The 24,318-nt window shown below is 65.8% G+C and carries 16 protein-coding genes; 7 read left to right on the top strand and 9 right to left on the bottom strand.

Annotated features, from left to right (window positions below):
* Positions 1-154 precede the first annotated feature (154 nt).
* The 4 genes from FPZ24_RS10575 to FPZ24_RS10590 all read right to left on the bottom strand — a co-directional run bounded on the left by FPZ24_RS10575 (position 155) and on the right by FPZ24_RS10590 (position 5,279).
* Positions 155-1,468 carry an MFS transporter gene (locus tag FPZ24_RS10575; RefSeq protein WP_146571797.1) on the bottom strand — a complete coding sequence of 438 codons (1,314 nt, stop codon included), beginning with the start codon at positions 1,466-1,468 and terminating at the stop codon, positions 155-157.
* Positions 1,469-1,492: 24 nt separating this feature from the next.
* A complete protein-coding gene (locus tag FPZ24_RS10580) occupies positions 1,493-2,287 on the bottom strand; it encodes a 2-keto-4-pentenoate hydratase (RefSeq protein WP_146571799.1) in 795 nt (264 codons plus the stop codon).
* A gap of 80 nt (positions 2,288-2,367) precedes the next feature.
* Complete coding sequence (locus tag FPZ24_RS10585) at positions 2,368-3,804, bottom strand: mannitol dehydrogenase family protein (RefSeq protein WP_146571801.1); 1,437 nt, start codon at positions 3,802-3,804, stop codon at positions 2,368-2,370.
* Complete coding sequence (locus tag FPZ24_RS10590; RefSeq protein ID WP_146571803.1) at positions 3,801-5,279, bottom strand: UxaA family hydrolase; 1,479 nt, start codon at positions 5,277-5,279, stop codon at positions 3,801-3,803. The genes FPZ24_RS10585 and FPZ24_RS10590 overlap by 4 nt, the downstream gene beginning before the upstream one ends.
* Before the next feature lie 96 nt (positions 5,280-5,375).
* On the opposite strand from FPZ24_RS10590, the gene FPZ24_RS10595 reads away from it, so the two are divergent.
* The 7 genes from FPZ24_RS10595 (at position 5,376) to FPZ24_RS10625 (ending at position 13,128) form a co-directional block, all read left to right on the top strand.
* Positions 5,376-6,407: a LacI family DNA-binding transcriptional regulator gene (locus tag FPZ24_RS10595; RefSeq protein ID WP_146571805.1), complete on the top strand. Its 1,032-nt coding sequence runs from the start codon at positions 5,376-5,378 to the stop codon at positions 6,405-6,407.
* Positions 6,408-6,473: 66 nt separating this feature from the next.
* Positions 6,474-7,943 carry a glucuronate isomerase gene (gene uxaC, locus FPZ24_RS10600; protein WP_146571808.1) on the top strand — a complete coding sequence of 490 codons (1,470 nt, stop codon included), beginning with the start codon at positions 6,474-6,476 and terminating at the stop codon, positions 7,941-7,943.
* Positions 7,944-7,953: 10 nt separating this feature from the next.
* On the top strand, positions 7,954-8,793 hold the full coding sequence (kduI, locus tag FPZ24_RS10605; RefSeq protein WP_146571810.1) for a 5-dehydro-4-deoxy-D-glucuronate isomerase: 840 nt from the start codon (positions 7,954-7,956) through the stop codon (positions 8,791-8,793).
* Positions 8,793-9,548, top strand: coding sequence for a 2-dehydro-3-deoxy-D-gluconate 5-dehydrogenase KduD (gene kduD / locus FPZ24_RS10610; RefSeq protein ID WP_146571812.1), 756 nt, complete (start codon positions 8,793-8,795; stop codon positions 9,546-9,548). The genes kduI and kduD overlap by 1 nt, the downstream gene beginning before the upstream one ends.
* On the top strand, positions 9,548-10,555 hold the full coding sequence (locus tag FPZ24_RS10615) for a sugar kinase (RefSeq protein WP_146574381.1): 1,008 nt from the start codon (positions 9,548-9,550) through the stop codon (positions 10,553-10,555). The genes kduD and FPZ24_RS10615 overlap by 1 nt, the downstream gene beginning before the upstream one ends.
* Positions 10,542-12,128 (top strand): carboxylesterase/lipase family protein, encoded by a 1,587-nt coding sequence (locus FPZ24_RS10620; RefSeq protein ID WP_146571815.1) that lies wholly within the window; start codon positions 10,542-10,544, stop codon positions 12,126-12,128. Before FPZ24_RS10615 ends, FPZ24_RS10620 begins: the two co-directional genes overlap by 14 nt.
* A 1-nt stretch (position 12,129) precedes the next feature.
* On the top strand, positions 12,130-13,128 hold the full coding sequence (locus FPZ24_RS10625; protein WP_146571817.1) for an alpha/beta hydrolase: 999 nt from the start codon (positions 12,130-12,132) through the stop codon (positions 13,126-13,128).
* A gap of 3 nt (positions 13,129-13,131) precedes the next feature.
* Here FPZ24_RS10625 and FPZ24_RS10630 read toward each other — a convergent pair whose 3' ends face one another.
* From FPZ24_RS10630 to FPZ24_RS10650, 5 genes are all read right to left on the bottom strand, one after another.
* On the bottom strand, positions 13,132-14,718 hold the full coding sequence (locus FPZ24_RS10630; RefSeq protein ID WP_205012828.1) for a pectate lyase: 1,587 nt from the start codon (positions 14,716-14,718) through the stop codon (positions 13,132-13,134).
* A gap of 69 nt (positions 14,719-14,787) precedes the next feature.
* Entirely contained in the window at positions 14,788-17,688 is a 2,901-nt protein-coding gene (locus tag FPZ24_RS10635; RefSeq protein ID WP_186728753.1) for a TonB-dependent receptor, read from the bottom strand.
* Positions 17,689-17,732: 44 nt separating this feature from the next.
* Complete coding sequence (locus FPZ24_RS10640; RefSeq protein WP_146571821.1) at positions 17,733-19,259, bottom strand: DUF885 family protein; 1,527 nt, start codon at positions 19,257-19,259, stop codon at positions 17,733-17,735.
* Complete coding sequence (locus FPZ24_RS10645; RefSeq protein ID WP_146571823.1) at positions 19,256-20,383, bottom strand: YncE family protein; 1,128 nt, start codon at positions 20,381-20,383, stop codon at positions 19,256-19,258. The genes FPZ24_RS10640 and FPZ24_RS10645 overlap by 4 nt, the downstream gene beginning before the upstream one ends.
* Positions 20,380-24,210 carry a LamG-like jellyroll fold domain-containing protein gene (locus tag FPZ24_RS10650; protein ID WP_146571825.1) on the bottom strand — a complete coding sequence of 1,277 codons (3,831 nt, stop codon included), beginning with the start codon at positions 24,208-24,210 and terminating at the stop codon, positions 20,380-20,382. The genes FPZ24_RS10645 and FPZ24_RS10650 overlap by 4 nt, the downstream gene beginning before the upstream one ends.
* Between the last annotated feature and the right edge of the window lie 108 nt (positions 24,211-24,318).

Genomic DNA, 24,318 nt, shown 5'->3' on the forward strand with positions numbered 1-24,318 from the left:
AGCTTGATCAGCGCCGTTACAGGATAGTAGCGCACGGTTTTGCGCGGCTTCCCGCGAGACCCGTTGCTGGAGCTTTATCTGTTAGACCGACTGGCGGTGCTGTCAGTCCAATGCAAATATGTCTCTCGCTTAAGCGTTCGATTTTAACCCAATCCTAGCTCGCGAGGGCCTTGCCCGGTCGCCCCGCCAAATCGATCCGCTCAAGGCGGGGGCTCAGCAAGTGTACGACCGTCACTGCGATCAGATAGACGCACCCTGCCACTGCGAAGATCAGCGTATAACTATGCGTCTGCTGCAGGACGTAGCCGGTGAATTGCGACATGAAGATGCCGCCGATCGCGCCGATCGTCCCGCCGATCCCGACCACCGATCCGACCGCGGCACGCGGGAACATGTCCGACGGTATCGTATAGAGGTTGGCCGAAAAGGCCTGGTGTGCCGCCGTAGCGAGACCGACGATCGCGACCGCCAGCCATACGCTCGCAGCATATTGCGCAAAGAAGATCGGCATGACCAGAAACGCGCAGATCAGCATCGTGATCTTGCGCGCCGCATTGGCGCTGTACCCGCGCTTCATCAGCGTCGACGACGACCAGCCGCCGGCGATACTGCCGATATCGGAGATCAGGTAGATCGCAACCAGCGGCGGCCCGAAGGTCTTGAGGTCGAGATTGTATGTCTTGGCCAGGAAATCCGGCGTCCAGAACAGGAACAGCCACCAGATCGGGTCGATCAGGAACTTGCCGAGAGCAAAGGCCCAAGTCTCGCGATAGCGGAGCAGCTTGAGCCAGCCGATCTTCTCACCCGCATCCGCCGGATCGCTTTCGATATAGGCGAGCTCAGCCGCCGACAGTTTCTTTTCCTCGCGCGGGCGGCGATAGACGCCGATCCAGGCGACCAGCCACAGCAAACTGATGACGCCAGTCACGATGAACGCCATGCGCCAGCCGTAAGCGAGTGTGATGGCGGGCACGACCAACGGCGTGATGATCGCGCCGACGTTGGAACCCGCGTTGAACAGCCCTGTCGCTAGAGCGCGCTCCTTGGCGGGAAACCACTCGCTCACCGCCTTGATGCCGGCGGGGAAGTTGCCCGATTCGCCGATCCCCAGCACGAACCGCGCGGCGGAAAACTGGAAGGCGTTGTGGACGAAACCGCACAAAGTATGCCCGATCGTCCAGATAACGAATGCGATCGAAAAGCCGATACGAGCGCCGACCATGTCCATGATCTTGCCGAAGCTCAGATAGCCGATCGCATAGGCGATCTGGAACCACGTCACGACGTCGGCATAGGTCGTCTCGTTCCAGCCGAGCTCGGTCGAGATGGTCGGCTTGAGCACGCCGATCATCTGGCGATCGACATAGTTGATCGCGGTCGCTGCAAATAGCAGCCCGACGATCACCCAGCGATAGCGCCCGACGCGCGTTTCGACTTGTCCGGCGTCCGGGATTCCGGTCGTCGCCATATCCTCTCTCCCTTATTCGGCCTCTTAACGGGCCGTGATCGTGCACCCGATCGTCATCCGTCCATCGAACGTCGCTTCGACGCGATCGCCGACGGCAACCGGGTGTACCCCGGTAACGGCGCCGGTCGAAATCCATTGCCCCGGCGTCAACGCGATGCCGCGCGCCGCCATCAGTTCGAACAGAAAGCGGGCCGCGCCAAACGGACCGTCCAGCATTGTCGCCGTCGTCGCTTCACCGACAAGGGCTCCGTTGATCGCCAGTTGAACGGGCCAGGCATCGAAATCGATCTCGCGCCAGTGCGCAACGCCGTCGCCGACGACGAGGCCGTTATTGTTGCCGAAATCGGAAATCGTAACGCCCGGCCCGTTTTGATTGATGCCCGGGAACGGCGAACTCGCGATCTCGATTCCGATATGGACGGCGTCGATCAGATCGCGTGCCTCGTCGATCGTGTAGCTGGTCTTCGCTCGATCCGGCGTCGCACCGATCCGCAACAGGAATTCGGATTCGGCGGCGGCGAAACCATCCGCGAACACCGGCATGGCGATCGTCGAGCCGTCTGTCGTCATCACTTGATCGGCGAAGATCGGGCCAGCCAGGCGATCGCTGCCGTCGATCGGCGGGTTGATGCGGCCGACCTTCCAGCCGGCGACTTCGGCGCTGGTCAGTTCGATCGCTGCATCCTGCACGGCATAAGCATCGTCGAGCGCCGCTGGCATTTCGCCTGGATAATCCAGCAGCGCCCGCCCGGTACGGCGGGCATCGACGAACGATCGGGCAATCTGGGCGATGTTGTCGACGTCACTGTCTGGCTTCACCGCCGAACCCCTCCGGTCGCCATGATCGGCGTTGTTACCGGCGTATGGGAAACCGGTGTCATTGGCAAGCCCGCTGCGGCTCAGATGGCCACTTCCGGTAGCGCGGCACCTTGCAACGCCTCGCTCGACGCAGCCCCTAGCGCGTCCACAAAGGTTGCATCGTTCGCCATTTCGCCTGGGATCCCGATACCCGACGCGGCCAGCCGCAATGCCAGCGCAGCCGGATCGGCGTCGGATGCTAACGATCTGAGTCGATTGGATAAAGGATCGACAACCTCCACGTTATCGCGCGCGCGCTTCACGAGAAATGCTACCCAACTCCCGAGCGCGCGAACCACATATAGCGGCATCCTGCCCTTACGTCGGTTGACGATCAGCGTATCACCAAGCCGGTAAGGCAGCTTTTGCGATCCGTCCTGCGCGATCTGGTCGAGCCGATGCACGATTGCCGGATTGGCGAACCGCCGTAGTACGTCGTCCGCATAAGTGTGCAGGTCGAGGCCGGGAACCGGCGGCAACGTTGGAATGATGTCCTGCCGGATCATCGCATCGACGAACCCAGCGAGTTCGCCATCGCGCATTGCCTCGGCGACGGTCGTATGGCCGCGCAACAGCCCGGCATATGCGAGCGTCGAATGCGCGCCGTTGAGGATGCGCAGCTTTGCGCGTTCGTAGCCCCCGACGTCACCGGTCACCGTCGCGCCGACAATCGCAAGATCGGGTCCGATGTCGCCGACATCCTCGATTACCCACTGCGCGAACCGCTCGCGCTGGACGGCGGCGCGGTCTTCGACGCCGAGGGCACCCGCGACATCGCCGAAGAGCCGGTCGTCGGACGACGGGGTAATCGAATCGACCATCGTCGCGGGAACGCGCAAGGTGTCATCGATCCAGTCGGCCAATGCCGGCTCGAGCTCGCGAGCGAAGGCGGCGATCGCCGCGCGTACCTTGGCGCCGTTGCTGGCAAGATTGTCGCACGGCATGACGACGAACGGCGTGCCCCCTGCCCTGCGTCGCGCGGTGAGGCCGGCGGCGATCCAGCCGATGACGCTCGCTGGGACAGCCGGTCTGGCGAGGTCGTGGATGATATCGGGATGCCCGAAATCGAGCGTCCCGTCGGCGGCCATGCAATAGCCTTTCTCGGTCACCGTCGTGGTGATCAGTCGCGTTTCTGGCGCCGCGAGCAAGGCTCGTGTCGCGTCTGCATCGTCCGGCCCGAGGAACTGCGTGTGCGCGCCGATCACGCGCAGCGACGGCTCCACATCACGGATGGCGAGCGTGTAGAGGCCATCCTGCGCTGCGAGCGCATCGACCGTCCCTCTCGTGCGGAGCGACACGGCAGCGATCCCCCAGCGCGGATCACGGTCGAGCAGACGATCGATATAGTCCGCCTGGTGCGCGCGGTGGAAAGCGCTCGCCCCGAAATGCACGATGCCGGTTGTGATCGGACCCCGCTCTCGTGGTGCATCGATCGCCGCGGGAAGCGAACCGAGCACCGCTCTCGACAGCCGCTTCACAGCGTCACGCCTCGTTTCCAGATCGCGATTTCGCGCTCGCCGTTGCGTTCGGCGGCGGTCTCGGCACCCGACGCGATCACCATAACCCGTTCAAACAAAGCCATTTCCGCCTCAAGAAAGCCGGTGTCGATGACGGTGCCGGCGTCGAAATCGATCCAGGCCGGCTTGCGGGTGGCGAGGTCGGTATTGGAGGCGATCTTGATGGTCGGGACGGGGAAGCCGAGCGGCGTGCCGCGCCCTGTCGTGAACAGGATCGCGGTCGCGCCTGCCGCCGCCAGCGCGGTCGAGGAGACGGCGTCGTTGCCGGGTGCTTCGAGTAAGGTAAGCCCTTGACCGACAACGCGATTGCCGTAGCCGATGACGTCCGCGACCGGCGCACGGCCCGCTTTCTGCACCGCGCCGAGCGACTTTTCCTCCAGCGTCGTGATGCCGCCGGCGACGTTGCCGGGGGAGGGATTTTCGGACACCGGCTCGCCATGATCCAGGAAGTAGTTTTTGAAGCCGTTGACGACTTTGACGATCTTGTTGAAAATTCGTGCGTCTTCGGCGCGGTTCATCAGCATTTGTTCGGCGCCGAACAGTTCGGGGATTTCGGTAAAAACGACGCGGCCGCCCGCCCCGGCGACGCGATCACTGATCCGGCCGACTAGCGGGTTGGCGGTCAGCCCCGACAGCCCGTCCGATCCGCCGCATTTCACGCCGAGTACCAGGTCGGCGAGACTCGCCGGGACCCGTTCGCAGACCGCCGCCGCGGCGAGTTCCTCGACCAACGCGATACCCTCCGCGACCTCATCCCCGGCGAGTTGCGTCGCGAGCGTACGGATTGCGGGCCGGCGCGCCTCGGGGATAGTCTCGACCAGCCGCGCGATCTGGTTGTTCTCGCACCCCAATCCGACGATCAGCACCCCGCCGGCATTGGGATGGCAGGCGAGCGACGCCAGGATCGCGCGCGTCCCGTCCAGATCCTCGCCAAGTTGCGAACAGCCGAACGGATGGGCGAAGGCGTGGACACCATCGACCTGCCCCGCCACCCCGGCCACTGCGCCCGCCGCAATCCGCTCCGCTGTCCGCGCGACGCAACCGACCGTCGGCAGGACCCAGATCTCGTTCCGTGTTCCCACCCGTCCATCCGCGCGCCGATAGCCCATGAACGTGGCATCGCTGGCCGGCAGCGCGGCTGGCACTGCGGCATCGTACGAATAATCGTGCGCCCCACTCAGCGCCGTCCCGAGATTGTGCGAATGGACATGTGCACCGGCCGCGATCGCGCGCGTCGCCCGACCGATCGGATGGCCGTATTTGATCACCGCATCGCCCGTCGCGATCGCATCGAGCGCCACCTTGTGTCCGCGGGCGACATCCTCGACGAGCGTGGCCGTCGCGCAATCGACGCGCACGACATCGCCCGCCTGTCCGTCGGCAAGCAAGGTCGCCACCGTGTCGCGGCTATCGATCCGGATCGCGCTGACCGCCATTTCCCGCTTTCATGGTAACCGGTGGCATACGTGCACCGGGCCGCCGTTTCGCGCAAGGCTAGCCGCCCACGAAAGCTGCCGCTATGCCTGTCCGCCATGGAGAAGACCGGCCAGCCGACGATCAACGACGTGGCGCGCATCGCGGGCGTGTCGAAGAAGACCGTCAGCCGCGTGATCAACCGATCGCCCCTGCTCAACGACGATACGCGCAAGCGGGTCGAGGACGTGATCGGCCAACTCGGCTATATCCCCAACCCCCAGGCACGCGCGCTGGCGTTACGGCGCAATTTCCTGATCGGTCTGGTCCACGACAATCCCAACGCGCAGATGGTGTTGAACGCGCAGCAGGGCATTTTGGAAGCGCTGCACGGCACCGAGTTCGAACTGGTCGTGCGCCCGGTCGATCGCGGGTCGGCGACGATGCTCGACGACGTCCGCCATTTCCTCGAGCGCCAGCGGCTGTTCGGCGTCGTCCTGCTGCCGCCGATCAGCGAGAACGACACGCTGGCGAAGCTCTGCACCTCGATCGGCTGCCGCTACGTCCGGATGGGATCGGCGCAACTCGACGATCCCGCGCACATGGTGACGTCTAACGACAGCCAGGCGGTGACCGCCGCGGTCAATCATCTGATCGAACAGGGCCATCGCCGGATCGGCTTCGTCGCCGGGCCGCACGGTTTCCGCTCGGCGCGCGAGCGGCGCGAAGGGTTCGAACGCGCCTTGTCGGAAGCCGGGATCGCCTTCCCGCGCAGCCTGTCGGCGGACGGCACCTATCGCTTCGAATCGGGGATCATCGCTGCCGAACGCTTGCTCGACCTGATGCCGCGCCCGACCGCGATCTTCGCCTGCAACGACGAGATGGCGGCCGGCGTCATCCATGTCGCGCGCCAGCGTGGGCTCGAGGTGCCGCGCGACCTGTCGGTGATCGGGTTCGACGACACCGCGATCGCCAGCCACATTTGGCCGCCACTGACGACGGTCCGCTGGCCGATCGCGTCGATGGCGCGGTCCGCGGCGCTCAAGATCATCTCGACCACTGCCGACAACGACGACGGCGCGGTCGAGGAGCCGTCGATGTTCCGATCGACCCTGATCCGCCGCGCATCGGTCTCGTCGCCGACGGAGTAGGTTGCGTCGCGGACTGACACCGGTTACCAAAGCTTTATTCGGCAGAAGCGAAAGGAGGGGTGAGAGATGGCCGAATCGCTCGAACTGCACCCCGATCGCCTGCTGCCCGCCGATCCCGGCACCCGCGCGATCGCTCGCGAGCTCTACGCGACCGTTGCCGATTTGCCGATCGTCAGCCCGCACGGTCACACCGATCCTGCCTGGTTCGCGACCGATGCGAACTGGACCGATGCGACCAGCCTGCTGCTGGCGCCCGACCATTATCTCTACCGCATGCTCTACAGCCAAGGGGTTGCGCTCGACGCGCTGGCGATTCCATCGAAGGCGGGCGCGCCAGCGACCGATCCACGTGCGGCATGGCGGCTGTTTGCGAGCAATTATCACCTGTTCCGCGGCACGCCGTCGCGGATGTGGCTGGACCACGTCTTTGCCGAGGTATTCGGGATGGGCGTGCGGCTCGAAGTATCGACGGCCGACCAGTATTTCGACGCGATCGGTTCGGCATTGGCGACCGATGCGTTTCGTCCCCGCGCTTTGTTCGACCGGTTCAGGATCGATTTCCTCGCCACGACCGAGGGCGCGGAGGACGATCTGTCGCCCCACCACGCGATTCATCGCTCCGGCTGGGCGGGCCGCGTGGTCACGACCTATCGTCCCGACGGGGTAATCGACGTCGAGCATGAGGCGTTCAAGCCGGCGATGGCGAGGTTCGCCGACCTGACCGGCGAAGACGTCTATAGCTGGCGCGGCTACCTCGCCGCGCACCGCAAGCGCCGCGCCGATTTCCGCGCGGCGGGGGCTACCGCGACCGATCACGGCCACCCGACCGCTGCCACCGCCAACCTGTCGCCCGACGAAGCCGAGCGGCTGTTCGCCACGATCGTCACCGGCACCTGGACCCCGGCCGACGCCGAACTGTTCCGCGCGCAGATGCTGACCGAGATGGCGGCGATGAGCGTCGAGGACGGGATGGTGATGCAGATCCATCCCGGCAGTTGTCGCAACCACAATGCCGGACTGTTCGCGAGCCACGGCCGCGACAAGGGCGCCGATATCCCCACGCGGACCGATTACGTCCACGCGCTGAAGCCGCTGCTCGACCGGTTCGGCAACGAACGCGACCTGTCGATCATCCTCTTCACGCTCGACGAGAGCACCTATGCCCGCGAACTCGCACCGCTCGCCGGGCATTATCCGTGCCTCAAGCTCGGCCCGTCCTGGTGGTTTCACGACAGCCCCGAAGGGATGCGTCGCTTCCGCGAGATGACCACCGAGACCGCCGGGTTCTACAACACGGTGGGCTTCAACGACGACACGCGCGCGTTCCTGTCGATCCCGGCGCGGCACGACGTCGCGCGGCGGATCGATTGTGGCTTCCTCGCGCGCCTCGTCGCCGAGCATCGCCTCGCAGACTGGGAAGCGGCCGAACTCGCGCAGGAACTGACCAGCGGCCTCGTCCGCCGCGCCTACAAGATCGACGACCACCCGCCGGCGGACGCTGGCAAACGTGAAACGCTTGCTGCCAAGGCAGCCTAAGGAGAGCCTGATGTTCGACCGTACGTATTACGCCACGCACCCCGACATGATGGAGTGCGTTTCCAACGAGGAATTGCGCGACCGGTACCTCATCCAGGGCCTGTTCCGCGAGGGCGAGTGCGTGCTCAACTACACGCACGCCGACCGCTTCGTGATCGGCGGCGTCGCGGTCGGATCCGCCCCGGTGAAGCTGCCCGCGCAGACCGAGCCGCCCTCTGCCGCGGGTCACCCCTTCCTCGAACGCCGCGAACTTGCCGTCGTGAACATCGGCAAGTCGGCGGGCACCGTAACGGTCGATGGCGAGAGCTTCGAGCTCGGCAACAAGGATTGCCTGTACGTCACGATGGGCGCGACTGACGTCGAATTCTCCGGCGCCGGCGCCCGTTTCTACCTCGCCTCGTGCCCGGCGCATAAAGGATTCAAGACGCGCAAGCTCGGCATCGCCGACGCCAACGCGCTCGAACGCGGCAGCCTGGAGGAATCGAACGAGCGCACGATCTATCAACTCGTGATCCCGGGCATTTGCGACAGCGCACAACTCGTCATGGGGCTGACGGTGCTCAAGCCGGGGTCGGTCTGGAACACCATGCCGCCGCACATCCACGAGCGCCGCAGCGAGATCTATTGCTATTTCGAACTCGACGGCCCGAACGACCGCGTCATGCACTTCATGGGCGAGGGCGAGGCGATGCGGCACATCGTGATGGCGAACGAGGAAGTCGTGATCTCGCCGCCCTGGTCGATCCATATGGGCGCCGGAACCAAGGCCTATGCCTTTATCTGGGCGATGGCGGGCGAGAACCAGGACTATACCGACATGAACGTCCTCGACATCTGCCAGCTCGCCTGATGCCGAACCCGTTCGATCTGACCGGCAAGGTCGCGGTCGTCACCGGCGCCAATACCGGCATCGGCCAGGCGATCGCGCTGGCGCTGGCCGAAGCGGGCGCGGACGTCGCGTGCGTCGGGCGAACACCGGCCGAGGAAACGGTTGCCAAAGTTCGCGCGCTGGGTCGCAGGGCAGAGATCGTCTCCGCCGACCTGTCGACGATCGAGCCTGTGCAGAGAATCGTGGACGAAGCTGTGGAAAAGCTCGGCGGCCTCGACATCCTGGTCAACAATGCCGGCATCATCCGCCGCGCCGACGCGGTCGATTTCACCGAGGAGGATTGGGACGCGGTCGTCGATACCAACCTCAAATCGGTGTTCTTCCTGTGCCAGGCGGCGGGGAAGCATATGATCGCGAATGGCGGCGGCAAGATCATCAACATCGCGTCGATGCTGACCTTCCAAGGCGGAATCCGCGTGCCGAGCTACACCGCATCGAAGAGCGGGATCGGCGGGCTGACCAAGCTGCTCGCGAACGAATGGGCGACGAAGGGCGTCAACGTCAATGCGATAGCGCCAGGCTATATCGCGACCAACAATACCGCCGCGCTGCAGGCCGACGAGGTGCGCAACAAGGCGATCCTCGACCGTATCCCGGCCGGGCATTGGGGCAATCCGAGCGACCTGGGCGGCGCGGCGGTGTTCCTCGCCAGCGGGGCGGCGGATTATGTGCAGGGGCACATCCTCGCCGTCGACGGCGGATGGCTGGCACGCTGATGGGCAAGTTCCTCGCCTTTGGAGAGATCATGCTCCGCCTGTCGCCGCCAGGGCGCGAGCTGATCCTGCAGACGCCGAAGTTCGATGTCTGGGTTGCGGGAGCGGAAGCGAATGTCGCGACCGCCCTCGCCCGGCTCGGGCATGACGTCGGATTTGTAAGCGCAGTACCAGACAACGATCTGGGCGACAGCGCCGTCGCGACCCTGCGCGGACACGGGATCGACACATCCGGCATCCAGCGGCGTGGCGACCGGATGGGACTGTATTTCGTGACCTCGGGCGCCGGCATGCGCGCGACCGAAGTAATCTACGACCGCGCGCATTCGAGCTTCGCCGACGCGCCCGCCGACGCGTGGGACTGGAATACGCTGTTGAAAGGTGTCGATCGCCTGCACCTGTCCGGTATCACCCCGGCGCTCGGCTCCGTCTCCGCCCAAGCCGCAATCGCCGCCGCCGAAGCGGCCGCCGCGCGTGGAATCGCGGTGTCGTTCGACGGCAATTGGCGCGGCAAATTGTGGGAGCGCTGGGACGGCAACCCGCGCGAGATCCTGTCGAAGATCGTCGCGCACGCCGACCTTATGTTCGGCAACCATCGCGACATCGCGTTGCTGCTCGACAAACCCTTTTCCGGCGACGGCGAGGATCGCCGCCGCGAGGCCGCCGAAGCCGCCTTCGCCGCGTTTCCCAAGCTCCAGACGATCGCCTCGACCGCGCGGCACGTCGAGGATGCCGACCGTCATCGCCTGTCCGCACGGATCGATACGCGCGACGGGCATGCGCAGAGCGAGGAGATCACCCTTGCCGGCATCGTCGACCGGATCGGCGCGGGCGATGCGTTCGCGGCGGGCGTGCTTCACGCGCTACGCTCGGGCGGCAGCAGCGACGACGCCGCACGCACCGGCCTCGCGCTGACCGCGCTCAAACATTCGCTGCCGGGCGACGCCAGCCTGTTCCGGCAAGCCGACATCGACGCATTTCTCGAAGGGGGTCTGGATGTCCGGCGCTGAGATCGATCGCCGCACGTTGATCGGCAGCGGGCTTGCGGGTCTCGCGCTCGCCACGCCCGGCATCGCCCGCGCGCAGTCGGCGGGTGGCGCGGCGCATATCGCCTGCCCCGCTGGCACCTTCATCGGCGAGCGCTCCGGCAGCGGCGTGATGAACTTCCGCGGCATTCGCTACGGCCGAGCCGAGCGGTTCCGTGCGCCGACGCCCGAACCACGTGCCATCGCGCCGATCCGCGCCGTACAATGGGGTCCGTCGAGCCCGCAGGCCGGCAAGGGCTATACCGGCGACGCGGCGGGCATCGCGGCGAACGAGGATTGCCTGGTCCTCAACATCTGGACGACGGGCAAGACCGACAAGCCCAAGCCGGTGATGTTCTACATCCATGGCGGCGCCTATTCGTCGGGAACGGGCTCCAGCGCGCTGTACAACGGCAGCCAGCTGGCCGAGCGCGACATGGTGGTGGTGACGATCAACCACCGCCTCAACGTGTTCGGCTATCTCTATCTCGCGCGGCTCGATCCGCGCTTCGCCGATAGCGGCAATAACGGCCAGCTCGACATCATCCTCGCGCTCAAATGGGTGCAGCAGAACATCGCGGCATTCGGCGGTGACCCGAGCCGCGTTATGGTGTTCGGGCAATCCGGCGGCGGCGCGAAGATCGCGACGATGACCGGCATGCCCGCCGCCAAAGGGCTGTTCAGCCGCGCGATCACGATGAGCGGGCAGCAAGTCACCGCGTCGGGACCGCTGAACGCGACGGCGCGCGCGAAGGCGTATCTCGGCAAGATCGGCAATCCGGGCTTCGACCAATTGCTCGCCATGCCGGTCGAGAAATTGGTCGATGGCCTGTCGGTGCCCGACCCGATCCTGGGCGGCGCGCTCTACATGGGGCCGGTGCTCGACATGAAGTGGCTGGTCCGCCACCCCTTCTATCCCGACGCCAATCCGATCGGGCTGTCGATCCCGATGATCCTGGGCAATTGCAGGCAGGAAACCGGCGCGTTCATCCCGCTCGACAGCCCCACGATCCAAGGGCTGGCCTGGGACAATATCGCCGAGCGCATGGCGCCGCAGTTGCGGATCGACGCGCTGCCCGAATGGGTCGTCGCCGAATATCGCGCGCGCTATCCGCAATGGACGCCCGAACAGGTGATGTACGATGCGACGACCGCCGGGCGCAGCTGGCGCGGGCAAGTGATCGAGGCGGAGGAGCGCGCCAAGGCGAACGCGCCGGCCTGGGTCTACCAAGTCGATTTCGCCTCGCGCACCGAACCCCGCCGCGGGGCGATGCACACGATGGACATTCCGCTGTCGTTCGGCACGCTCGACGCACCGGGATCGCAGACCGGGACCGGCGCGGATGCCCGCGCGGCGTCGAAGGCGGTGCAGGACAGCTATGTCGCGTTCGCGCGGACGGGCGATCCCAACCATGCCGGCATGGCGCTGTGGCCGAAATACGACCTGGCGAAGCGTGCGACGATGATCTTCGACACGAACAGCCGCATCGAGAACAACCCGCGCCGGTGGCAGCGCGAGCTGTTCGCGCGCATCCCCTACATCCAGCCCGGCACCTGAGATGACGATCGACCGCCGGACCGCGATGCTCGCCACGCTCGGCGCGGCGATCGCCGGCAAGGTAGCCGCGCAGACCGCGCCGCCGACGGTCAAGACTGGCGGACTGCCGATCATCCTGTCCGAACCCAGCGAGACGATCGACCTCTGGCCCAAGGATCCGCCCGGACGACCGACGACGCTGCCCGTCGAAATCTCGAACGAGCGCAGCAAGGATCCGGCGCGCAACGACCGCGCGGTGGTCGGCGTGTCGGTGCCGCGGCTCGCGGTGTTCCGGCCGGCCAAGCCCAACGGCGCATCGCTCATTGCCTTCCCCGGCGGCGGGTATATCCGCATGGCGATCGACAAAGAGGGGTACGAAGTCGCCCGGCTGCTCGCCGCCAAGGGTTTTACGGTGTTCGTGCTGTTCTATCGCCTGCCGGGCGAAGGCTGGGCCGATCGCGCCAACGTACCAATACAGGATGCGCAGCGTGCGATGCGGTTGGTCCGCGCGAATGCCGGGAAATACGGCCTCGACCCGGCGCGTGTCGCGACGATGGGTTTTTCGGCGGGCGGGCATTTATGTGCCGACCTCGCCGCGCGGTTTGCGACCAAGACGTACGAACCGGTCGACGCCGCCGACCAGCTGTCGGCGCGGCCTATGATCGCCGCACCGATCTATCCGGTGGTGTCGATGGCGCAGTCGCTCGCGCATGCCGGTTCGCGCAAGGCCCTGCTCGGCGACGATCCGACGCCGGAGGCGATCCGCGCGCATTCGCCCGACCGCAATATTGCGGCGGACACGCCGCCCTGCTTCCTCTGCGCCGCGGCGGACGATGCGACGGTGCCGCCCGACAATACGTTGATGCTGCACGCGGCGTTGCGCGCCGCGAAGGTGCCGGTCGAACTGCACATGTTCGATCAGGGCGGCCACGGCTTCGGTCTGCACGGCGTGATCGGTAAACCGGCATCGGCCTGGCCCGATCTGTTCCTCGCCTGGGCCAAGACCAAGGGCTGGTTCTAGCGCCTATTTCGCGTCGGCCAGCGCCGCGATCAGCGTTTCCATGTGCGCGATATACGTGCCCGTCGAAATGCCGACCACCGGCTTGGGATCGAGATAGGGCGAGGTATCGGTCGCATCGCCGACGCGCGTCGTCGAATAGTCGCCGGGTGTCGGCGTCTTCGATCCGTCGCGCGTATAGCGGTTGCTCGTCATCCTGATCTGAGTCGGCCACCAACCCGACGAATTGAGCGAGCCGACCAGCGCATCGGGGGTGTTCGCCGACAGATCGGCATTGCGATCCGATCCCGCGCCCATTTCCGCCAGGTAATAGCGGTCGAGCGGCCGGCGCACGGTCGATTTGACTGGTGAATCCTTCGCCACCTCGCCCGGCTGCATCGCCTTCAACGCGTCGTACGCGCGGCGCAGCTTGGGCACGTCGAGGTGCCGGAACGAGCTGTAATGGCCCAGCGTGTTCTGCGGATTGTCGTCGACATAATATTCGCCGTTGACGACGTTCGACCCACGGCGATGGACGTAGAGCGGCCGATTGGTGCCGATCTCCAGGAAGGTCGGATAGGTCTTGCCATCCTTGTTGAGCTCGGGCGGCGACTTGACCGAGTCCAGCCAGTCGAGCGCCTCCGGCACGCGCTTCAGGAACTTCGGGTCGCCCGTCAGGCGATAGAAGGCCAGCAGCTGCTCGATATTGGCGTAGGTCGTGTGCGTGACGATGGCTGTCGGCTCATAGGTCCGCGCGCCGGTCGGCTTGAGATCGAGCGTGTATTGCAGCCCCCAGCCCGCCTGCGGCGCCGGCTGTTGCGTGCGGACGTAGATGTCCATCGCGCGATCGATCGCGCCGAGTACGCGCTTGTCGCCGAGTACTTGCCAGACCTGGATCAGGAAGCGGATATTCTCGCCCGCGACATCGTCGTTGAACGTGATGAAGCTCGTATAATCCGGCTTGCCGTGATCGATATACGGAAACTTGGTCGCCGGATAACGCTGCGGCCAGCCGCCGTTCGGATATTGGCTCTTGAGCACGAAATCGATCGATTTGTGCAGCGCCGGCAGATACCTGGCATCGCGCTTCTCGGCGTAGAGTCGCAACAGGAACTGCATCGCCTCCGACGTGCCGGCGTCGTCGAACGTCGCATTGTCCCAGAAGTGCTGGAATTCCTCGAGCCGCCAGGCGTTTTTGCCGATTGTCGCATACCATTTGGCGATCGACGCCTTGCCGCCGAAATCGATGAAATAGTGCCATCCACCGGCAGGCTGCTGCCCGGCTATCAACGCGGCGGCGGCCTTCTCGGCGGCTCGGTAATAATATTCGTCCCTGGTCGCGTGATAGGCATCGAGGAACAGGTGGCCCATCGTCCCGGTTCCGGGCGGCTGCACCCAGACCATCGTCGGATACGCCTCCATCTCGCCCCAGCGCCGCGACATATCGGGCAGGTACGACCAGACATAGCCGCCGCGCACCGATGCCTTATCGACCATGAACTGCGACGCGCGCTTCATCGTCGCCAAGATGTCGGCGCGCGTCGCGGCCTGAGCGGCGGGGACCGCGAACACCATCAGAGCCGCTGCCCCGACCGAAGCCATCAATCGACGCACACGCATTCTCCTCGGCCAAAAGAAGCCGGTGCGGAGGACTAGCCCCGCACCGGCAGGTTGAGGACTCGATCAGAAGTTGAAGCGTACGCCGGCCAGGAATTCGCGACCGGTATGGTGATAGACCGACAACAAGTCGCGGCCGTCGTTGAACTGGTCCTGATACTGGTCGGTCAGGTTGATCCCTTCGAACGTCAGCTTCATCCACTTGGTCACGGTGATCTGCGCCGAGGCGTCGATATTGACTGTACGGTTGTAACCCTGACTGTCGATGCCCTGGGTACCGACCGCATCGCTCAGATACCGCGAACGATAGGCCGCGGAGACGCGGGCGCTGAGCACCTTGTCTTCATAGTAGAGCGTCGCGTTCGCGCTGTCGCGCGACAAGCCGGTCAGGTCGCCGACCTTCACCACCGCGCCGGTCGAACTCAGATATTTGATGCTCGACGTGACGTGGGTGTAGTTCAGCAGCACGCCGAAATTACCCAGGAAGCCCGGCAGGAACTTGAACGGCTGCTGGAAATTGATCTCGATCCCGCGCAGCTTTCCGCCCGGCGTGTTGCGCGGTGCCGAAAACACCCAGTTCGTCAGCGACGGGTTGCAGATGCCCGGGTCGAGGCTGCCGCACGCGGCGACCGCCAGGCTGTCGGGCAGGCCGAACGGGTTGTTGCTGAACGCGCCCGACGACTGCACGGTCTGGACGAAACTGCCGATGTTCTTCTGGAACAGCGCGACGGAGAACAGCGCGCCCGGCATGTAATACCACTCCGCGGCCGCATCGAGCGTGGTCGCGCGGAACGGGTCGAGGTTGGGGTTGCCGACCGATACCGACCGGTTTGCGCCCGATACCGACACCGTCGCCGACGGCGCCAGGCTGGTCAGATCGGGCCGCGCCATGACGCGCGCCGCGGCGAGACGGATCTGGAACTTGGGCGAGAATTCGAACACCAGGTTCGCCGACGGCAGCCAGTCGTCATATGTCCGCGACACCGTCAGCGGCACCGCCGCGGTGCCGATGAACGAATAACCCTGGGAGCGTTGGAAGGTCTGGACGTAACGCACGCCGGCATTGCCGCGCAGATTGAACGCGCCGAAGTCGCGCTTGAAATCGAACTGCAGGAAGCCGCTCTTGTCATGCTCGGCGACTTGGACGTTGCCGGCAAGCCCCGGCTCGATGCCGAGCTTGAAGGTCCCACCGCGCGCGGTCGGATCCTCGAGCCCGAAATATTGCGCCGCCTTGAAATAATCGGAGTCGAAGAAGGTCTGGCCTTCGATCGTCACGATCTGGCCGAACTGGTTGAGATCGCGGTCGGCGGGCAGCGTGCAGCAGGCGAGGTTGGTATCCTGCGCCGCGGTCGTGCCGTTGCTACGCCGCAAGTCAGTCGCGGCGAAACCATAGCCCTTGTACGCCGCACCGCCCGACACCGTGAAATCGTCGGTCACGTCCCATTTGAAGCTGAACGCGCCGGTCTCGTACGTGTTCTTCGCCGAAGCGGAACGCAGGCGCAGCTGGCTCAAAACCCAGCCGGTGCCGTTCGCCAGATTGGCGTTGCCGAAGTTGAACGTCGGGCGCTGGCGATTGGTATAGTCGTAACCGTAACCCTGGACGTTGTAGAGGTCGAACGTCACCGTATTCTGGATCGGATTCTGGTGGTTCGATTCCGAATGGCCGGCGACGAAGTTCATCGAGAAGCGGTCGCCGAATTTCTGGTCGAGGTTGATCGTCAGCTGCTTGAACTTGGTGTCGAGCCGATCGAAGCGGTTCTCGACGCGCAGATCGACGTCGTTGAAGGTGCCTGCAATCAGCGCACCGTTGTTTACCGTCGCGGTCAGCACGTCGATATCGGCCACCCCGCAGGTCGTCGCGCGGTTCGCGGCGGTGCAAGCACCCGCTACCGAGAAGCCGTTGGCCTCCAGATAGCGCTCCTCACGCGTCGCCTTGAAATCGGCGTAGAGGCCGTCGATGCTGACCGTCGTGCTCGGCGTCGGCTTCCACTGGATCGACCCGGTCAGGCCGATGCGCTGCTGGTCGTCGATATAGAAATCGTAGCGCGGGAAACGCGGGTGGAAGAGATTGTTCGCGTCGATACACGCCTGCGTCGTCGATGGCGCATTCGCCGGCGTTGCCGGATAAGCGCAGGTCGTGCCAAGATAACTTTGGAACCCCGGGGCGGCGCCGGCGGTGTTGGTCGTCCAGCGCACGGTCGAGAACCCACTCTCGACCAGCTTGCGCTTCGTGTAGGCGCCCGACACGAGCACACCGAACGTCCCGTCCTGGTTCGACCACGACACCATCAGCGCGGCGCGCGGCGAGAATTTTTCGGCGAGGTCGTTGTAGCTGCCCTGCGCCGATGCCGCGACGGTGAAGCCGGACTTGTAGTCGAACGGCCGCGCGGTGCGCAGATCGACCGTCGCGCCGAGCGACCCTTCCTCGGTCGCCGCATCGGGCGTCTTCTGCACCGTGATCGCGTTGAACAGGTCGGCGGCGAACACGTTGAAGTCGAAGCCGCGGCCACGATTGGTGCCGCCCGACGCGTCCGATCCGCCGGCGGTCGCGATCGCTTCCATGCTGTTGATGCGGACGCGCGTAAATTGTGGGCCGAGGCCGCGGACCGAGATCGACCGGCCCTCGCCGCCGTCACGCGACAGCGCGACACCGGGGATACGCTGGATCGATTCCGACAGGTTGAGGTCGGGGAACTTGCCGATGTCCTCGGCCAGGATCGAGTCGATCGCGACCGCCGACGACTTCTTCTGATCGAGCGCGCGCGCCAGGCTGCCGCGGAAACCCGTGATGATGATGTCGGTGCCGCCGCTCTGGTCGTCCTGGGGCGCATCGGCTGCGGGTGCTGGGGCGGCCGGATCGGCTGCCGGCGCGGTCTGCGCGTTCGCCGCACTCGCGGTCACCGCGATCGCCAGTACAGCCAGCGACGCCCCGCCCCGCCGAAGATCGAATTTGAAGCCCTTGCGCATGTCTTCCTCCCTGAAGATGCGGCCGGCGGTTTGCCCGCCGACCCTTATTGTCGATCGATCGAATTCCATGGCCTCGCCGGACCGAGCCGCCGTTCCAGCGCCGAGAGACGCAGCCGACCGTCGCCGATCGCGGCGCGATGTTGCGCCGGCAGCGTCGCCGACGCGCCGCGCCCGCAGCGATCCGCCAGCGCCAGCCAGGCCAGCGCTTCACCGACGCGTGTGGCCGGCTCCAGGCACACCCGTTGGATGTCCTGATCGAACGTCGCGAAAAAGGCCGGCTCGCCTTGCATCCTCTCAAGCGTCTCCCGCGCTTCCTGCAGGGACCATCGCGCACTATGGACACCGGTGTCAATCAGCGATCTGCATAGCCGGAACAACATCCAGTGGAGGAAGCCAAGCCGAGCGCGATCGTTGCCGTCGAACGCGCCTTGCCGGGCCATCAACTGCTCGGCGTAGATCGCCCAGCCCTCCTGGAATCCTGCCGTATATTCAAGGCGTAAGGCATGCGGCTCCGCACGCGCGTCGAGCGGCATCTGGACCATGTGGCCGGGAAGCAACTCGTGATGAACGACGCTCGCCAGGCTCCAATCGGGTCGGCGGCGAATGTCCGAAAGATCGACGAAATAGCTTCCTGGCGTCCCGTTTTGGCCGGGAACGACGCGATATCCGCCCTTTTTCGCCAATTCTTCCACCGGTGTCATTCGCCGCGCCGCGACGTTCACGCATTCGGGCGGCAAGGACCCGAACAGGCCGGGCAAACGGCCTTTCGCTCGCGCGAGCCAGCCATTCATGCCGGCGACGGCCCGGTCGCGCCCCTCGGCATTGTCGGAGTAGAGGAATTGCGGGTCGCGGAATGCGGCGCGGAATCGCTCGCCGGTGTTGCGCCCCTGATATCCAAAGCGCCGCAGCAGGTCGTCGGCTTCAACGGCGGTCTCGCTGGCCAATTTCTCGATCCGGCGGTGAATCGTTGCCGCGTCGCGACCGCCGAATTGGCGATCGATCAGCAAGTCGTAATAGGCAGCGCCGTTCGACAATCGTCCCATGCCGACATCGCCGGCTTGCGGCGCCAGCGCGACGAGCACACGCGCTTGTTCGGCGAGCGCCGATAATGTTTGCGCAGGAGCCCGATCGGTAACGGTCAGCATCCCGGCGACGGTCCGATCGAGCGCATCGGGCGGCAACACGATCCCCGCCGCCGCTTCGCGTTTGATCGCGGCCGTATCGGTGGCGATGCGATCAGCAGCATCGGGCGCGCCGAGATCGCGCCAGGCACCGCTAGTCGGCGTCACCGAATAGGGCGATCGTCCGAGCCGACCGTAGGGCATGATCGCGGCGATCCGCGCGTCGATCACCAGCCCTTCGCGCGCCGTTTCGAGGTCGAGCTTCGCGCCGGCCGAAAGACCAGCTTCCCGCACGCCGCGCAGTTTCGCCAGTTTTGCGGTCGGCGTATCGAGCTTGGCGAGGCTGTCGAGCGTCGCTCGCAACGCGGCATCGCCGTCTGCGGCCTCCGCGATATTGGGGATCACCGCCAGCGCAGCCGCGCCTGCGAGAAACGACCGGCGCCGGATCATGGCCGCCCCGCAATCGCCGCGGGCGCGGCGGATAACGTGAGTTCGGGTCCGCGCCGCAACCGCGCACCGTCGAAATCGAAGCTCTGAATACGGTGATCGAGCGCGGCCTGGGCGAGGATCTGGCGGCCGTCCTTCGACCAGACCGCCCCCTGCCCCCAACCGCCCATCCGCGCTTCGGTGACCTTGACCAGCCGATCACCCGCGATCCGCCAGATCTGCAGCAAGCCATGGTCCGACCAAAGCCGCGCCCCGCGTGGCAGGTTCGATCCATTGTGCACGATCACCGCGACGAAGCGGCCGTCGGGGGACATCTTCACGCCTTCGGGCGTCAGCCCGACGGCGACGGTGTCGACGACGGCGGATGTTTCCCCGGCCAGATCGATCAGGCTGATCGTATCGACGTTGCGCCCGCCGCCGCCGATATTGCCGACCACCGCATATCGTGGGCCGGCGGCGTCGATCGCGTAGGGCCGCAACCCTCCGGCGAGGCTCGTCTCGTCTAAACTCAAGCCGCTCTCGGTCACCGTGACGATGCTGATCCGGTGATCGCCGTCGCGCGTGACGAGCGCCTTGCGGCCATTGTCGTAGAACAATGGTTGCGCGGGCGACGATGTCGCCGGACCGACCGCTATCGTCGCGACTGGCGACAGGCGGCCCTTCTCGAAAGCCAACAGCGACAGCGTCCCCGCCGCGCGGTTGGCGATCAGCACGCGCCGCCCGGCCGGATCGATCGCGACACCCGACGCTCCGGCGCCGGCACGGATCGACGAAACCAACGTCATCGACCGGAGATCGATCACCGAGACGCGGTCGTCGGGTTCGATATCCGTGCCGTCCGCGCGCACCTTCCGCGCGCACGTCACGATCGCATAGGCGCCGTCGGGCGTGATCGCGACGCTGCGCGGCGGCCCGATCAGGCTGGCCGGCGCGGCGATCGTCGCAACCACGCGCAGCTTGCCATTGCCGAAGTCGATCACCGACACGTTGTCGCCACCGAGCGGTGACGGCACGACCTGCCGCCCATCGGCCAGCACTTGCTTGCCATCGCTCGCCGACACCGCGATGTCGGCCTGGGCGGGCATCGCAATCGCGCCGAGCAGCAGCCAGACCCGCCTAACGGTCATTTATTCCGGCGCGCCGTCGCGGGTGGCAGCGCGACGACATTGTTGAGCATCGTCACTTCGGGCGTACCACCCGGCAGAGCCACGCGGATCCGCCACCCTGCGCCCGCACCCGCCGGTAGCGGCAGCCGCACGATCGCCGTCTTGGGCAGCAGATCGAGCGGCGCGGCGAGCGTGGGGAGATTCGCGGTCGCGGCCACCTTGCCGGACGCATCGACCAACTCGACCCGCCCGCCCGCGGCCGCGACCGCGCCGAGGCTGTGAACGGTGACCGACGCCGTGCGCCCGACGATCGCCACATCGTCCGTCCCGATCCCCAGATCGGCGCGGCGTTCGGTCGGCAGGCCCGGCGTCTCCAGCGTGAATTCCAGCACCGTCGTCGTGTGCGGCGCGAAGCTGACCTCGACCGATCCGCTGCGTTCGAGCGTCACCTCGCTGGCCATCGGCGTACCGTCCGCCGTATCGCCGCCCGAACCACTGGTTCCCGCTGTCATCCGCCACTTGCCCGCGGTCACGTTCCAGGTCGACATCGTCGCCGGCTGCGGCACGTCGCTGGTGTTGTAGGCGACGACCTTGAAATGCCCCGGTGTCGCGCCCGGCACCAGGATCGCGACCATCTCCGACGCACCCGGTTTGGCGAAACGCCAGCTGACGGTGTTGCCCGGATAGGTCTGGTTGCGCACTAGCGCGATCCCGCCGAGCCGTTGCCGCTGGAGCAGATCGTTGGGCATGTCGACGCGGTCGGTCCACCAATGCCCTTCGGTGTACATATACATGCGCTGCGTCTTGTACGTGATCGCGCCGGCGGCCTGATCCTCCAGCAGCTTGCGGTCGCCCGTCGAGTCCCAGCCGGCGACACGGCCGAAGTCGCTTTTCGTGCCGGCGAGCGCCTTGCCCCAATTGGGCTTGCCCAGGACCGCCACGACATTCTCGTTGAGATCGCTCAGCGATCCCAGCCCGGTCCGCGCCGCGCGACTGAGGATCGGGGTCAGATACTTGGCGTCGCCGGTGAAGCGATACGCCGCCCAGGCCGACTGATACGGCGTCGGCAACCCGCCGCCGTCGCCGACACGCTCGGCATCGGTGCGCCAGTTGATCTCGTTGGGATAGGTCCAGCTGCCGTCGGGGCCCTGTTGGCCGTGCGCCATCCAGCCGTCGATCACGCCGGTGACGAGGCCGGTCGCGACCGGGTTGCCGTTGAACACGCCCATCAGGATCGGCGCGTGCATGACGGTGAAGCTGTACGGCTTCTGCCATTCCCACGGCCCCTCGCGATAGACGGTGCGGCCGCCATACCAGTTGGTCGCGAAGTGCAGGTGGCCGGCAGCATTCTTCAGGATGATCTTTTCCGACAGCGCCTTGACCGTCGCCATCAGCCGCTCGATCGCCTTGGGTTCGCCCCAGTTGAGGTACAGCCGCTCGCCGTCCGAATTGAGCCCCTCCTCATAGGCATGGAGCTCGTCGGTGGTGATCGTCCCCAAACCGTTGGTCCGCATGCCGTTGGTGTAGACCGCGTCCGACAGCGCGCGCAGCGATGCGTTGATCTTGTCGGGTTCGACCCCCATCAGCGCGAGACCGGGCCATTGCTCGGTCAGATCGACATCGTCCGAAATCCCGCCGCCGAAGTCGCCGTACGGCACTTGGCGATTGTCGATCCACCAGTTCACGAAGCGGCTGGTGAGCCTCAGATCCTCGAGCTGACGGAACGCCCAGAGCGGTACGCCGGCGGGCGGCGTCGGCTGGGTGAAGGCAGGCATCCCGCTCGCGCCGTAGCTGATGTCGGCCCAGTAACGGCGCCCCTCCAGATTGTCGGGATCGACACGGAGCAGGTCGGTGATGTCGCCCTTCACGCGGCGGAACAAAGCCTCGCGCCCTGACGCGGTATGCTCCTCGACCAGGAAGCCCCAATTGTCCTTCACTTGGTTGAAGCGGTCGGCGATATGCTCCTTTTTGGCTTCGTCGCGGTCTTTGAACACCAGCCGAACATTCATGCCGTCGAGGCTCGACGCACCGAAATCGGCCGCAGCGCTGGCGACGGTGATGTAGAACGGGTCGTTGGTCAGGATGCGGTCGCGCAGGTCGAGCCAGACGGTGCGCTTCTCGCCCGGCTTCACCGACACGGTCACGTCGATCATGTCGCGGTCGGGCCAGATCGGATCCTTGATCCGGATGTTGAGCGGGATCACGCCGTCTTTGTTCGGCGTCGCCTTCAGCGCGGGAATGTCGAGCGCGATGCCGTCGAGCCCGTCGCGCGTATTGGCCCAGGTATAGTTCCATGCGCGCGCCAGCGGCTTGCCCGGAAAGGCGTCACCGAAATCCGACGGGATGAGGATGTGGACGAGCGGCGCCTCGTCGCCGTCACGGACTGCGCCGGCCGCATCGGTCGCGCTTCCCGCCCCCGGTGCCGCCGCACCGGCGCTGGCCGGCAGTGCGACGACGGTCGCGCGCTCGTTCGCGGGGAAGCGACCGGCAATATAGCTGTTGAGCGGCGCGAGGTTCGCAAAGCTCGGCGCGGTCTTGCTGTTGATCGTGTAGCTGAGTTTTAGCGTTCCTTTCGGCTCGGCCCCGTTCTTGACGTCGTACGCCCAGATCTCCTGGATCGGCGTTTCCTGCGCGACGTTGGTGAAGCGCAGTCTGCCGCCGGTCTTGTCACCGAATGCGGCGATCGACTTCTCGACGCCTTGCGGGCGCTTGGCGATCAGGCCGAACGTGCCGCCGTCCGCCGCATAGTCGAGCGCGCCGTAGGCCGCCCCGCGGATTTCGACGCGGTTGACCGTCTCGCCCTGCGGCACCGTCAGCTCATACGCCTTCCCGCCTTCGACATAGGTATTCCAGTCGGGGAGCTCGAAATAATCGTCGCGGCCAGGCAGGCGCGAGCGGTTGTAGACACCGGGCCAGGTCGTCTCGGCGATGCCGTCGACGCCCTTCCACATCCATTCCTTCAGATCCTTGGCGTCAGCGAACTCGACCTTGCGGATCGTGGTCGCGTCGGCGGTGAGTAGCGGCGGCGACGCGCCGTCGAAGCCGTAGCGATGCAGGAACGCCGTGCGTTCAAACGCGGTCGTGACGGGCGCGCTGCCTGTCGGTGCGCTGTTGTTGGCAAGCGCGGCGACGGCGCCGGCGTCGAGCATCTGGTCGTAAACGCGGATTTCATCGACATCGCTGCCGCGCATAAAGCTGTAGCGACTCTGAACCTGGTGCGGCGAGATGATGCGGCCCGCGAGCCCGAACTGATCGAGCCCGGCGTCGAGCACCGCCTTGCCGTCCTTGCGCGCGACTTCCTTGCCGTCGACGAACAGCCGCACGCCGACCGCTTCGTCCCAGGCGAAGGCGATGTGATGCCAGTCGGTCGGCGACGGCAGCGTCGCCATGCGGAACGACACACGCTCGCGCGCCAGATTGTTGTCGGTGACGAAGGCGTCGAAGCCGTGGCCGTTCCAGTCGATCCGCAGGAACGCCATGTCCCAGCTGCTATGGTCGGCGAACCCGGTGCGGAACAGCACGAACGGCGCCGCGCCGACGGGCGTGCGCGAGCGCCAGAAGAACGATAGCGTCCCGCGCCGCGCATAGATATTGCCCGGCGCTTTCCACGCGACATAGCCGTCATCCTGCCATTCGATCGCGCCGCCCGCCTTGCCGGTGGGGACGATCGCGACCTTCGACTGGAAGTTCGGGATGGCGTCACCCCCCGCCGTCTCCGCGGTCAGGTTCTTGTCGGCCGAAACGTGGAAGAGGAGGTGCGGTCCTTGATCCTGCGCCAGCGTCGCGCCACCGAGCATCGCGCTCGCCCCGCCGGCCATCGCCAACCACATCGCCGCCCGGATTCGCATCGCCAGCCACCCTCTCTCACGGGACGGAGCCTGATGCGGCTTCTCTACCCAACGCGAGTCATAAGCGAGTTATGACACCGGTGTCTATCGGATAAATTGTCGCAAGCG

Source organism: Sphingomonas panacisoli (assembly GCF_007859635.1).
In the GTDB taxonomy this organism is placed as follows: domain Bacteria; phylum Pseudomonadota; class Alphaproteobacteria; order Sphingomonadales; family Sphingomonadaceae; genus Sphingomonas; species Sphingomonas panacisoli.